We start from the raw sequence: 13,556 nt of genomic DNA, 5'->3' as shown, positions 1-13,556 counted from the left end.
AAAAAATCCGGTATTTATGAAAAATCTACTTTTATGGGCAATGTTGCTATATGCGGGGTTGGCCCAGGGACAAACCGGGATTATTAAGGGAAAAGCGGTGCAGGAAGGGACTTCAAACGGGGTCGCTTTTGCAACCGTTACCCTGTTTTCATCTGCCGATTCATCTTTTGTTAAGGGAGATATAACAGACAGCACGGGACACTTCGAGTTACCTGTGGCAGCAACCGGCGCTTATATTCTGGAGGTTTCATCCATTGAATATAAAAAAGTATACAGAGGGCCGTTAGTGTTCGATGCGCCAGGCGTAACGCTCGACTTATCCGAGATTTCAATGGTCTCAGATCAAAAGCTGTTAAATGAAGTTGTGGTCAAGGGAGAAAAACCTGCCTTTGAAAGGCAGTTCGATAAAACGATCATTAACGTTAGCTCCAACAGCTTGTTTAAAACATCCATCAATGCTACCGATATCCTGAAAAGGTCCCCGGGCATTAGGGTAGGTTCCTCAGGGGGGATAACATTGAGGAACAATATAACTCCTGTTGTACTCATTGACGGTAAGCCGGTACCTATGAGTAGCGAGGAGCTGGCTAACTACCTCAATAGCCTGGCACAGGACCAGATAGAGTCAATAGAGATAATCGAAAGCCCGTCGGCAAGGTATGACGGGGAATACAAAGGTGTTATTAATATTAAACTGAAAAGAGACAAAAATTTGGGTTGGAGCGGAAATGTTTCCGCTTATGCCATGAGAAATTCCTTCAACTCGGGAGGGTCGGGTGTGACCGCCAACTACAAGGCGAAAAAAATCAGTTTTTTCGGTACTTACTGGTTCAATCGTAATCGACAGATATATAAAAACTGGGGAACCCAGTTTGTTGAAGACGACAAAAAGCAATTGAAATCGCTGCTCATTGTTCCAAGGGACAATCAGGCACATAGCTACCAGATTGGAACCGAGTACGCGATAGCAGCAAAGCAGACCATTGGCTTACTCTATAAAGGGTTTAATAGTATCGCAAGTAACCCCAATACAACCCTGACCAGACTGGTTAATACAGGTAGTGAGAATGCGCTTAGTTCTGTGTTGACGGAAAATTTTCAACATTCTGACAACGATAACCGCTCGGTTAACGCGAGTTACAGGGGAGAATTCAAAAAGAAGCAGCAGTTAAGTATTGATGCATCATATGCGGATTATAAGTCCGGACAAAACCAGGATATAAGCGATTATTCCGAAAATCAATTGACCGGTCGCCTTAGAAACGATGCTGATTCCCGCATCAAAATAAAGTCCGGGCAGATCGATTACACTTTTCCTATTGCCAAGGGCAAGGTAGAGGTCGGTTCCAAAATTGCCCAAACTTATAGTTACAACAACCTGAAATTCGACACATTGTCGCAGAGTGGGACATGGGTCGGAGACGCAAGGCGGAGCAACGAGTTTAAGTACCACGAAGATATCCTCGCAGGCTACATTTCCTACGCAACTTCGTTGGGGGATAAATTTAATATCCAGGCTGGTTTGCGTGCAGAAAACACAAAAACGACAGGGAGTTCGTCGAGCGACAATAAAGCGATTGAGCGTGAATACCTGAAACTGTTGCCGAACGCAAAGCTGGGATACCAGATCAACGACAAATCGCTGTTATCTTTTGCTTATAGCAGAAGAATTCAGAGGCCGTCATTTTATTATTTAAACCCATTTCGATGGTATGTAAGCCCCTTTATGTACACCGAAGGAAACCCGTTTTTGTTGCCGACAATTACTAATACGGCTAACGTTTCCTACTCATACAATGATATAAGCACAACGCTTAGTTATCGTAAGGACGTTGATATCGTTTCGCAAATACCATACCTGGACTCATCGACCAATGTCACATTGTATACCCGGGAGAATACCGGCAATTTGGAAAACTTTTCCTGGGATGTCAGCTATCCTGTCGATATCACCAAATGGTGGAAAATGCAAAACTATTTAAGTGTCTATTATGTGAAACAGGATGTTCCTTACGTAGGAACCATTCACAAGGTAAGGCAGGCAGCGTTTTCCTTTGAAGGAAGTAACGTACTTTCTTTAACGAAGGATTTTACATTTGAAATATCTTATCAATACAATGGGAAATACAAAAACTTTATCTATGACGTGGGTTCATCTTACCAGATTAATTTTGCGATCCAGAAATCGTTTTTTCATGGCAATTTAAATGCGCAGCTGGTAGTGGATGACATTTTCTTTACCGGCAATCCCAAAATCAGCGCGAACCTGGAAAACTTCAAATCACGTATTTACCAGACTTACGACAACAGAAGTGCCAAGCTGCAAGTCACTTATAAATTTGGGAAGTCCATATTTAGAAGAAACGAGCGGAGAAGCAGCGGAGCAGACGAGGAAAACAGGGCAAGAAACTAGAAATCAGCTTATTATGTTTGGTGCAAAATATAAATATTACCGCCAACTCGACTACATGGATTGCGGACCGACTTGCATGAAAATGATCTCTGCATTTTACGGTAAGATGTACTCCCTGGATTTTTTTCGCTCCAACATGTACATTACGCGCAACGGCGTAAACCTGAATGGAATCAGCCGGGCCGCGGAAAAAATTGGCATGAAGACATTGCCAATTAAGCTGAATTACAAAAAGCTGGTGGAGGAAGTGCCGCTGCCGTGTATTTTACATTGGAATCAGGAGCACTTTGTCGTTTTGTATGAGACCAGGAAGAAAAACATATTCAGCAAGGAAATAGTCCATCTGATTGCAGATCCCGGGCACGGCATGGTGAATGTGGACAAAGAAACCTTAATGAAATGCTGGGCAGGTACTGCCGACGAGCGCGGAGTAGCGCTGCTGCTGGAACCTACGCCGGAATTCTATAGTGGCACAGAGGAACTAAAAACAGTCCCATCGGGATTCGGGTTCCTATTTCAATATTTGTCGCCGTATTCAAAATATCTTTTCCAGGTTATATTGGGAATGTTGTTTGGAAGCATGGTAAGTATGCTGTTCCCATTTCTTACGCAAAGCTTGGTCGACTATGGCATCCAAATGCGTAATGTTGACTTCATTTACCTCATTCTGTTTTCTCAGCTTCTTCTGTTCCTTGGTAATATCGGAGTAGATATGATCCGAAACTGGGTATTGCTCCATGTCAATACGCGGCTTAGTGTTTCAATTGTGTCTAATTTTTTGACAAAGCTGATGAAATTGCCTATCAACTTCTTTGAGTCAAAAAATATTGGCGACATTTCCCAGAGGATCAGTGACCACCATAGGATAGAAGAATTCCTAACGGGATCTTCGCTTACTACTTTGTTTTCTTTTATCAACCTGATAGTCTTTTCCGTTGTGCTGGCCATGTATGATGTCAGACTGCTTAGCATATTTCTTATTGGCAGCATTATATCAATCAGCTGGGTGTTTATTTTCCTGAAACAGCGCAAGAACCTGGATTACCTCCGGTTTCAAAGATTGAGAGAAAACCAAAATTCGATCTATGAGTTGATCACGGGAATGCAGGAAATAAAGCTTAACAACTGCGAGCAAGCGCGCCGATGGGAATGGGAAAAGATTCAGGCTAAGCTTTTTAAGATCAATATCAAAAGCCTTAGCCTGGAACAATACCAGGAAATGGGAGCCTCCTTCTTTACACAGTTAAAGAATATCCTTATTTCGTTTGTGGCTGCTAAACTGGTTTTGGACAACCAGATAACGTTGGGTGCAATGCTCGGCATTTCCTATATCATCGGGCAGATGAATGGGCCATTGAATCAAATCATGGACTTTGTTAAGAAGATACAGGATGCAAAAATGAGTCTTGACCGGCTCGGTGAAATACATAACAAACCTAATGAGGAATTAAACGAGGAATTTTATTGGAACAGGAGACAGGAGGGCGAGCAGGGAATTCCGGAGCTCAATATATTTGATCGGTCATTCAATGACGGGATTGTTTTTAGAAATGTGTCGTTTCGATACGGAGCTCCCGGATCTGCGAACGTGCTGAAAAACATAAATCTGCACATTCCGAAAGGTAAGGTAACTGCCATTGTAGGTTCCAGCGGGAGTGGAAAGACGACATTATTGAAATTGTTCCTGAAATTCTATCCGATTCAGGAAGGAGAGATCACCATTGACGGAAAGGATATAGCGGAGATATCCGCAGCCAGATGGAGAGAACAGTGTGGCACGGTGATGCAGGATGGATACATTTTCTCCGACACTATTGCGCGGAATATAGCAGTTGATGGGAAGCAAATAGATGAAGGCAGGATGATGAAATCTATTCGTGTTGCCAATATTGAAGAGTACATCAAAAGATTGCCGCTAGGTTTTACCACCAAAATTGGTAACACCGGAGCAGGGATCAGCGGTGGCCAACGACAGCGCTTGTTCATAGCCAGGTCGGTTTACAAAGATCCGGAATATCTATTTTTTGACGAGGCGACGAGCGCTCTCGATGCGAATAATGAGAAAATTATCATGGAGAACCTGAATGCATTTTTCAAAGGAAGAACAGTAGTGATCATCGCGCATCGGTTGAGCACAGTCAAAAATGCCGATCAGATTATTGTTTTGAATAATGGAGAGATAGCGGAGATAGGTTCGCATACGCAGCTTTCGCGTGCGAGAGGATTTTATTATGAATTGGTTAAAAATCAGTTGGAACTAGGCGCTGCTTGACTTCTTGGCTATGGCAAAGGAACTATCCATGCAATTTGAAAAACCGAGCGAGGACATCCAGGAGATTATCGGGATTATCCCGAATCGGATTGTTCGCTGGGGAATTACAGTAGCGTTATTCTTACTGATGTGTGTCCTTCTCGTCTCCCATTACATTCGGTACCCGGATGTGATATTGGCCGAATCGGAACTCATTGCGGATGAGCAACCCTATAAGGTGAGCTGGTTTCAGTCAGAGGACAATGTCTTCTACACCAGAAAAGTGCGAGAGAATCAGTTGATTAGCAAGGGAGATACGCTGCTAATCGAAGAAGATTTGAAGTCGCACGAGCGTCATGTAACCATCAGCCCGTTTGCCGGGCGGGTATTTCTGACCAAGGGATACAAGAACAATGCAGAGAAGCAGACCATATGGATTACCCAGAAAATAACCGGTTATAATATCGTACTGCTTTTGTCGATTAACCAGTCGGGGAAGGTGCGGGAAGGCCAGCGTGTTCAAATAAGTCTGGATGAGTACCCGCGCAGTGAATTCGGTTATCTGGAAGGAAAAATAGTCAATATCGTTCCTGTTAAAATCGAAGGTTCTTATCGGGTATATGTGAAGCTGGACAACGGGCTTGTCACCAATATCCAGTACAGCGTGCCCGACCAGCCGAGGTTTTCCGGGAAGGCGGAGATACTTACCAATAACAGGAGTGTGCTGCAAAGAATATTTCACTCGCAAACTAGGTAGCCTGATGGTCTCCGTTACCCCTCGATTGCTTTCGTATAATACATAGCGTCAGTGTCTTCTGAAATAGAGAAATATGAGCGAAGAAAAGATTTCCGTGATTATTCCGGTGTATAACCAGGCTTTGTTCATAGGCAGGGCCATCCGGAGTGTTCAAAAGCAAACTTTCGACAACTGGGAAATTATTGTTGTCAATGATGGTTCCTCGGATCAGATCGAAGATGTTATCAACCTTTTTCGCCTGGAAGACGATAGGATCTCCTATTTTAAAAATGAAAGAAACGAAGGTTTAGGATTTAGCCTGAATAAAGGGATCGGGCATGCGAGGTACGATACAATCGCATATTTGCCGGCAGATGATGTTTATTTTGAGGATCATTTGTATTCGCTGCGGGAAGCATTGCATGACAACCCTGATGCCATTCTTGCCTATTCAGGTATTAAATACAATTATCGCGACACGGGACATTACAGCCAGGGTAGAACATCCCTGGCAATGGTGCCCGAACGCTCCCTGCAACTGGTTCAGGTGATGCACCGTAAAGTCGATTTGAGGTGGGTAGAGAGAGCGCAGTTAACGACGGCTGACCTGGGCAAGATGTATTGGGATAAGCTCAATCCGCTCGGGAATTTTGTAGCTACGTCAAAAATTACGGCCGAATGGGTTTCGCACCCGCTCCAGAGGCACCAGTTTTTCAATGAATTCGTGGGTGGAGGGATTTACCGTTATAAGGAATACTATCATGTAAAGCACCGGATTCGTTTCGAATCGCAGAGCGGAAGCTATGTGGACGAATTCAGGGATTACCCGATGCTGGAAGATAATGTGGTAAATCTGGATGGTGAGCCGCTGAAAATTTTGCTGGTGGGCGAACTCGCATATAATGCACAAAGAATTTGCGCGCTCGAAAGGATGGGACACAAGCTATATGGTTTGTGGATAGACAAGCCGTTTTTTTATAACACGATCGGCCCGCTCCCGTTCGGAAATGTCGAAGATATACCCAAGTCAAACTGGAAGGAAAGAGTGAAGGAAATTAAGCCGGATGTGATCTATGGACTTTTAAATTTCTCGGCGGTTCCGTTAGCGCATGAGGTTCTGGTTCAAAATCCGGGTATCCCCTTTGTCTGGCATTTCAAGGAAAGTCCGTTTTATTGCCGACAGCAAGGTACCTGGAACCAGCTAGTTGAGCTTTATCAAAAATCTGACGGGCAAATTTATATTAACGAGGAGACCCGGTTGTGGTTCGAGCAATTCCTAATGTTTGCCAAAGAGCCGTTAGCACATATTCTGGATGGAGACTTGCCGCCCGGATACTATTTTAAAGACCAAAGATCGGAATTACTGTCCGAGTCGGTGGGTGGAGTGCATACAGTGGTGCCGGGACGACCATTCGGAATTCAACCGGAGGACATTCAGAGGTTGGCAGCCCAGGACATTCACCTGCATTTTTATGGAGATTATCATCATAGATCCTATAAAAATTGGCTGGATAAGGCCTATGCATTAGCACCCGATCACCTGCACATTTACCATAATTGTACGCCGGACGAATGGACAGCCGAATTTTCAAAGTATGATGCCGGCTGGCTGCATGTGTTTGAAAGTTCGAATTTTGGAGAATTGATGAAAGCCGAATGGCTGGACCTGAATTACCCGGCGAGGATGTCCACACTGGCGGCTGCGGGCCTGCCAATGATTCAGCGTGACAATTCGAAGCATACGGTCGCCTCTCAGTCGATTACCGGCAAACTGGGAATTGGTGTTTTCTTCGAATCTTTTGAAGACCTGGGCGAACGTTTAAGGAATCAAGCGCAAATGCGACGAACCAGAGAGAACTGTTGGGATAGCAAGAGCCATTTTTCCTTTGAGCATCATGTTCATGGACTGGTTGATTTTTTCAAGCGGGTAATCAGAAGAAAATATGCCAGCGGCTCCCCCGAGCTGTTGCTGAATGCTGCAACGGATGCAAATCGGCAAAGTGTTTTGATTGATCTTACAGCAGCATAAGTCATGCCCGGATTCCGGCGCGTATTGAGCTACTTCTCATATATAAGTAATAAGTAACCTATGGACATGCAAGGTATTTCCGTGATTGTGCCAGTTTATAATCAATCGGAATTTATTGGGCGCGCTATCCAGAGTATGTATGCGCAAACTTTTAAAAAATGGGAAATCGTTATCATCAACGACGGCTCTACCGATAACTTGGAAAAAGTCATCCAAAAATCGTTAGAAGATAGCAGGATAAGATATTTCAAAAACGACGAAAATAGGGGATTAGGGTATTCGGCAAACAGGGGAGTCGAACTGGCGCAGTATGGGTACATCGCCTATCTGCCTGCTGATGATATTTATTTTAAAGAGCACCTGAACGCTTTGTATCATGTACTCAATGGGAATGAAGAGGCAGTCATGGCTTACTCGGGGGTTAAGTACCACTATTATGACTCGAATCTCAGCAGCCATGGAAAAACGGCAGCAGGAAAAATCAAGGACATGCCACTCCAACTGGTCCAGGTTTTACATAAAAAAACGACCGAGCGGTGGGTAGAACGGGAGGAGTTGGTTACGGATGACTTGGGGCGGATGTATTGGAACAAGTTAGAGCCGTATGGAAGTTGTGTTCCAACCTCCGAGATAACCGCTGAATGGGTCTCGCAACCATTGCAACGGCATAAGATCATCAGCGAATTGAAGTGGGGTGGCGGGATCCACCGTTACAAACAGTATTATAATGTTAAACAACGCCTTCGCTTTCAATCAGCTACGGGTCATTATATCGACGAGTTCAATGATTACAAATCCATACAGTATAAAGCCAGGGAGGCAGATAGTTCCTCGTTGAAAATACTGCTTGTCGGCGAGCTGGCCTACAATGCTGAACGTATATGCGCCCTTGAAGAGCGCGGGCATAAGTTATATGGGTTATGGATGGAAAGGCCTTTCAATCTCAACACGGTAGGGCCTCTGCCATTCGGGAATGTGGAAGATATACCGTTGAGGAACTGGCAGGAAAGGGTGAAAGAAATCAAACCGGACATCATATACGCGCTCCTCAATTTTGTCGCCGTTCCGCTTGCTTATCAGGTACTGATGAAAAATCGTGACATACCGTTCGTATGGCATTTTAAAGAAGGCCCGTTCTTTTGCAGGCAACAAGGTATGTGGCAAATGCTACTGGACCTCTTTCAAAAATCGGATGGGCAGATTTATATAAACGACGAGAATAAAAAGTGGTTTGAGCAATTTCTCGTATGCGAGAACCCTTTGCCACACCTGCTGGACGGAGATCTGCCTTCCCGGTTTTATTTCAAGGACGATACTTCGGCCAGGCTTTCCGATAATGATGACGGACAGATACATACCGTGGTCACCGGACGTCCGTTTGGTATTCAGCCTCAGGATGTGCTCGAATTGTCGAGACAAAATATTCACCTGCACATTTATGGTGATATCACGCATAATATTTACGATCGGTGGATACAGCAGGCTGCTAACCTGGCGCCAGACCACTTGCATCTTTATCATAATTGCCGTCCGGATGAATGGACTGCTGAATTCTCCAAATACGATGCCGGATGGCTGCACGTGTTTGAAAGTTCAAACGAGGGAGAGCTAATGAGAATGGATTGGATGGACCTCAATTATCCCGCCCGTATTTCAACATTGGCGGCGGCCGGATTGCCTATGATTCAGCGAGCAAACGCTGGGCATACAGTGGCGGCTCAAAATATCATGCGGAAGTATGATATGGGCGTGTTTTTTACCGACATAGCTGAATTAGGCGGGCACTTGTGTGACAAGCGTCGTATGAAGGAACTGCGGGACAACTGTTGGAAAAACAGGATGCACTTCTGCTTCGATCATCACGCAGACGATCTCATTCTCTTTTTTAAAAATGTAATCCGGAAAAAAAATGGCAATCACGCACCGTTAGCCGTCGACAGCGCAATACCGGAGTACGTTCATTCTTTTGAATAACAATTACTAGATAAAACTTATGAAATCCGGAAATGAAGTTGTACAAAGTTTATGGATTGGCGGCAGCTTGTCGACTATGGAACAACTGTCGATCAATTCATATCTGAAAAATGGCCATGAATTTCACCTATACGCCTATGGAAAAATAAAGGATGTTCCGAAGGGCGCCGTTTTGAAAGATGCAAATAAGATATTAGACAAAGACAAAATTTTTAAGGATTCAAGAAATCTATTTGCGGCTTTTTCCGACTGGTTTAGGTATAAGATGCTGTATGAAAATGGCGGATGGTGGGTGGACATGGACTCGGTATGCGTGCAATTTTTCGATATAGAGGAGGATTATTGCTTTGCTACCGAACATTTCTATAAGGGTAAAAACAGGCCGACACTCAATGTTTGTAATCTTAAAGCTCCTGCCGGTGCAGAGATAATTCACGATTGTTTAATGGCAATCGAGAACCGAATTCTGAAATCACCGGTCGTTCCATGGGGGTCATGCGGGCCTTTTTTGTTTCGGGAAATTATCCGGAGTTATGACGCCGGTGCGTTTATAAAACCGCCCCATGTATTCTGCCCGATACCCTGGTTTGATTATCTGGATTTCGTAAACGAGAAGAGGATGGAGCTGAGCCCGGAAACTTTGGCCATCCATCTCTACAATGGTGCATGGAGCTCAGAGCAGTTGAATAAAAATGCATCCTACCGTGCAGACAGTTTGTTTGAGAGCTTGAAATCCAGCTATCTAAATTAGAAGGCAATATCAGATTTTGAATGTGAATTGTGCGGGCAGCCTCCCGTATGTAAAAGGAGGTTGTCAATAAACCCGGTTGGTCGATTATCGAAGTTAGGTTGTCGAAATAATTATAATAGACGTAAGCAATTTTTGATATTTGATTTAACTGTTAATCGTACCATTCTTATGAAAAAATCAATTGAGTATTTCAAAGACCAGGAGTTGCTGGACGGAGTTGATATTGGATTCGAAGTAATATCTAATTCGGAATTGGAAAATGTGAAAGGCGGCGATAAAGAATACAATGCACCCGTGTACGAAAAACGTCCTAGGAATGTTTGGCAGCAAGCTAGCTTAATACTTGATCAAATAAGATAAATCTATTATGAAAAAGAAAAAAAGATTTTCGATCGATCCCAAGGATAAAAAAACCGCAAAGAAATCGCTGGACGAAATAGCGAGGGATAGTAACACGATTATTGGTGATAATATCAGCGGAGGTTGGCTGGAAAAAATATCACCTAAGCATCCGGACGATTTGGACAACAAATAAATGCTAAAATTGTGAACTTGGACGGGCTAGTAATAAAGGTTGCAAGCAGGTGCAATATTAATTGCAGCTATTGTTACATGTATAACCTGGGCGATCTGAGTTTTCAATTTCAACCAAAGTTTCTCGCCAAGCGGCATATAAGCCTTTTGGCGAGAAGGATTAGGACCTATTGTCTGGCTGAGGACAAAAAGTACTTTGAGGTCATTATTCACGGAGGAGAGCCGCTTTTGATGTCCATCGGCGACTTTGAATACTTTCTGGAAGAGATGAGCAATGTCCTGAAACCGGATATTATTCCCATATTTTCGGTACAGACGAACGGTATCCTGTTAAATCAAAGATGGTTTGATCTCCTTGAACGACACTCAGTATCACTGTCGGTAAGTCTGGACGGCCCTGAGCTGATAAATGATTTACATCGCCTCGATCACCGGGGGAAAAGCACCTATCAGGGCACTTTAAACGGGATAAGCTCCGCGATGGAGTTTTTTGGCCCACGCAAGGAAGTAGGTGTTCTGGCCGTAATGACGCCTAAAAGTGACCCGATCGGGTTGTACAGGTTCTTCAAGGATTTAAAAGTTCGCAATCTTGACTTCTTATTCCCTCACCATAATTATGACCATCCCCCCGCTCGGGAACATGCGGATAGCTACTCCGATTGGTGGATTGAGTTGTTTAACGAATGGTATTTTGATGAAGATTCCGATAAACCTAACATCCGGTTTTTAACCCAAATAATAGTAACCGTACTGGGGTGCAATGTAGGGTTTGATATGCTGGGGAACCACACGAGCAACTACCTCATTATAGAAACGGACGGGAGCATTGAAACGGTTGACGGGCTGAAATCCTGCGGGGACGGCTTTACAAAGGAAGGTATTCACATTGAGACGCATGAATTAGTAGACGCCATCCAGGCTCCGCTGATTCAATTGTATCATGAAAGCCACGTAAAGCTTCCTGATGCGTGTCAGAAATGTCCTATTAGTGAGATATGTGGGGGCGGCTTTTTGGCGCACAGGTATGCGGCCAAAAATGGCTTCAATAATCCGTCTGTCTACTGTCGCGATTTGGTGAAGATCATCGCACGTGTACAAAATACCGTGATCGGTGGTTTGTCAATGAGCACGCGTACTGCTGCCGGGATAGAAGCGATTGATGTAGGGGAGCTTCTGGCCGATATCGGCTGGGATTAACATTCCAATGATGTGATTGCATGAGCCCGCAAATGGGTTCCGCGTGATCCGGCGATAGAAGTGACAGTGATGAATAGTAAAAGTCTGGAGGTTATGACAATGTATGAACAGGTTTTGGATGATTGTTGTGAGGGACTGGCATCTTCGATGGCCGTAAGTGATCTCGGCGGGGTCAGGAAATATATTCTGGAACTTTCCCCGAAGTCGTTCGGGAAACTCACAAATCGTCAAGCTTCGTACGGTGAGGATATCTTAAACCAATTTATTGCCTCCGGCGATCCGGACTACTCATTATTGAGCGGCAAGTCTGAACTGATACTGGCACTGAGCTTATACTGTTCCAGGCTCCCCGAAGACGCGAGGATTGCCCGATACAAATCGATCTGTGACAAAATCTGGTCAGAAAGGCTGGATTTGTTGTCTGAGACAGTTTATAATGATTTAGAAAACGGCCGCGCGGGAATCGTTCTTGCGTTGACATACCTTTACGTTTTGTGCGCAGATGACAGAATTGAAGATCTCATTTCAAAGTTGTTGTTGCTGATGGTCTCGGACGCAAGGTTCCATAAGAAGTCAATCACGTGGTTCAGATCTGATCTCGTTCAAGGCAGAGGAGAGTTGTTTCGTGATAACAGCGATGTGATTTTTGCGCTAAGTTATGTAAACAGCGTATTCAGGAATGAGTTTCTGGGCATATTGCTTTCGAGCATCTTGGTCGATGTCCGGCGTTCGGTTCGCGATAATGCTGGTCGTTTGCAACAACCAGGAGCAAGCAGCACAATGCGTAGGATACCGAATTCTGTGTATGAAGGGCAAAGCCAGGAATTACTGGAATGGGTTGGAATGCTGGAAGGACTGACAAACTCATCGATCCAAGAGGAAGAGGGATTAAATTTCAATCTGAATGGCTTAACAAAGTATGACGGTTTTTCAACCCTGATAAAAAATAATTTCTTTGAGTTTGTCAGGGAAATATCTCCGCGTGTACTGGATAATGTCATCTCCGAACTCGCAAGATCATGTTCGGAGTTGAATCAGTATCAGGTATTGAATATTCTTAAAGCCACGCATGTGGAAAAGGAAAAGGCCAGGTTTAGAATCATATTTCGAAGACTTAAGCTGAGGGTCGAAATGATTGACAAGTCAGAGATCCTTACTAACGAGACCCCTGTTAACTCCACTTTTTATAGGAATTGCATGCTATTCGCTAGTATGTCGGTCGATGATTTTTTCAACACAGATTTGACCATTAATCAAAAAGGGGTGTTTTACCGCATGATAAACAGTAACTGGTTATATTCATATAACTATGAAAAGAAGAGGTTTATAGGGTGTTTTTCGGTAAACAGATATGACAAAAGCATACTTGTCAATACGGAGTTGCTGGATGGATTTCTCATCAGGCTTTTTATGTATTTGTCGGGCCGAGGTAGTTGTGTCAGTCAATTTAAAAGGGATGTGCTGGACAACCTGAATTTAGAAATTAATGAAGAGCACTTGAAAAACAGATTGCTATTGCTGATCAGGCAGGGTATACTGATTCCAACAGTGGAGAATTTCCAGCTTATACCCCTTCCCATGAACATTCGTTATTCTCAGCTAAGGGTCATGGCTTAATTTCTTTCGAAGTTTCGCCACAAACATGTCCCAGGCTGCGACCGATGAAGACCC

General features: G+C 44.0%; 10 protein-coding genes. All 10 read left to right on the top strand.

What is annotated here, in order from left to right:
• The first annotated feature begins 16 nt into the window (after window positions 1-16).
• The 10 genes from LZD49_RS17400 to LZD49_RS17355 all read left to right on the top strand — a co-directional run bounded on the left by LZD49_RS17400 (window position 17) and on the right by LZD49_RS17355 (window position 13,502).
• Window positions 17-2,413 carry a TonB-dependent receptor domain-containing protein gene (locus tag LZD49_RS17400; RefSeq protein ID WP_234668848.1) on the top strand — a complete coding sequence of 799 codons (2,397 nt, stop codon included), beginning with the start codon at window positions 17-19 and terminating at the stop codon, window positions 2,411-2,413.
• Between the two features lie 13 nt (window positions 2,414-2,426).
• Window positions 2,427-4,685 carry a peptidase domain-containing ABC transporter gene (locus LZD49_RS17395; protein ID WP_234668847.1) on the top strand — a complete coding sequence of 753 codons (2,259 nt, stop codon included), beginning with the start codon at window positions 2,427-2,429 and terminating at the stop codon, window positions 4,683-4,685.
• Window positions 4,686-4,695: 10 nt separating this feature from the next.
• On the top strand, window positions 4,696-5,421 hold the full coding sequence (locus tag LZD49_RS17390; RefSeq protein ID WP_234668846.1) for a hypothetical protein: 726 nt from the start codon (window positions 4,696-4,698) through the stop codon (window positions 5,419-5,421).
• 73 nt (window positions 5,422-5,494) lie between these two features.
• Entirely contained in the window at window positions 5,495-7,429 is a 1,935-nt protein-coding gene (locus tag LZD49_RS17385; protein WP_234668845.1) for a glycosyltransferase family 2 protein, read from the top strand.
• A gap of 66 nt (window positions 7,430-7,495) precedes the next feature.
• Window positions 7,496-9,403, top strand: coding sequence for a glycosyltransferase (locus tag LZD49_RS17380; RefSeq protein WP_234668844.1), 1,908 nt, complete (start codon window positions 7,496-7,498; stop codon window positions 9,401-9,403).
• Between the two features lie 19 nt (window positions 9,404-9,422).
• Window positions 9,423-10,154 (top strand): glycosyltransferase, encoded by a 732-nt coding sequence (locus LZD49_RS17375; protein ID WP_234668843.1) that lies wholly within the window; start codon window positions 9,423-9,425, stop codon window positions 10,152-10,154.
• Window positions 10,155-10,322: 168 nt separating this feature from the next.
• On the top strand, window positions 10,323-10,514 hold the full coding sequence (locus LZD49_RS17370; RefSeq protein ID WP_234668842.1) for a bacteriocin: 192 nt from the start codon (window positions 10,323-10,325) through the stop codon (window positions 10,512-10,514).
• Window positions 10,515-10,521: 7 nt separating this feature from the next.
• Complete coding sequence (locus LZD49_RS17365; protein ID WP_234668841.1) at window positions 10,522-10,689, top strand: hypothetical protein; 168 nt, start codon at window positions 10,522-10,524, stop codon at window positions 10,687-10,689.
• A gap of 11 nt (window positions 10,690-10,700) precedes the next feature.
• Window positions 10,701-11,885 (top strand): radical SAM protein, encoded by a 1,185-nt coding sequence (locus LZD49_RS17360; RefSeq protein WP_310590493.1) that lies wholly within the window; start codon window positions 10,701-10,703, stop codon window positions 11,883-11,885.
• Window positions 11,886-11,978: 93 nt separating this feature from the next.
• Window positions 11,979-13,502 (top strand): hypothetical protein, encoded by a 1,524-nt coding sequence (locus LZD49_RS17355; RefSeq protein ID WP_234668839.1) that lies wholly within the window; start codon window positions 11,979-11,981, stop codon window positions 13,500-13,502.
• Window positions 13,503-13,556 lie beyond the last annotated feature (54 nt).

Origin of the sequence: Dyadobacter sp. CY261 (assembly GCF_021440085.1) — a bacterium.
In the GTDB taxonomy this organism is placed as follows: Bacteria; Bacteroidota; Bacteroidia; order Cytophagales; family Spirosomataceae; genus Dyadobacter.
This window is presented reverse-complemented; position numbering and strand designations above follow the sequence as displayed.

Bases quoted from the DNA above. Each gene is read 5' to 3' on its own strand.
- LZD49_RS17400 (WP_234668848.1), top strand. From the start codon at position 17: ATGAAAAATCTACTTTTATGGGCAATGTTGCTATATGCGGGGTTGGCC.
- LZD49_RS17395 (WP_234668847.1), top strand. From the start codon at position 2,427: ATGTTTGGTGCAAAATATAAATATTACCGCCAACTCGACTACATGGAT.
- LZD49_RS17390 (WP_234668846.1), top strand. From the start codon at position 4,696: ATGGCAAAGGAACTATCCATGCAATTTGAAAAACCGAGCGAGGACATC.
- LZD49_RS17385 (WP_234668845.1), top strand. From the start codon at position 5,495: ATGAGCGAAGAAAAGATTTCCGTGATTATTCCGGTGTATAACCAGGCT.
- LZD49_RS17380 (WP_234668844.1), top strand. From the start codon at position 7,496: ATGCAAGGTATTTCCGTGATTGTGCCAGTTTATAATCAATCGGAATTT.
- LZD49_RS17375 (WP_234668843.1), top strand. From the start codon at position 9,423: ATGAAATCCGGAAATGAAGTTGTACAAAGTTTATGGATTGGCGGCAGC.
- LZD49_RS17370 (WP_234668842.1), top strand. From the start codon at position 10,323: ATGAAAAAATCAATTGAGTATTTCAAAGACCAGGAGTTGCTGGACGGA.
- LZD49_RS17365 (WP_234668841.1), top strand. From the start codon at position 10,522: ATGAAAAAGAAAAAAAGATTTTCGATCGATCCCAAGGATAAAAAAACC.
- LZD49_RS17355 (WP_234668839.1), top strand. From the start codon at position 11,979: ATGACAATGTATGAACAGGTTTTGGATGATTGTTGTGAGGGACTGGCA.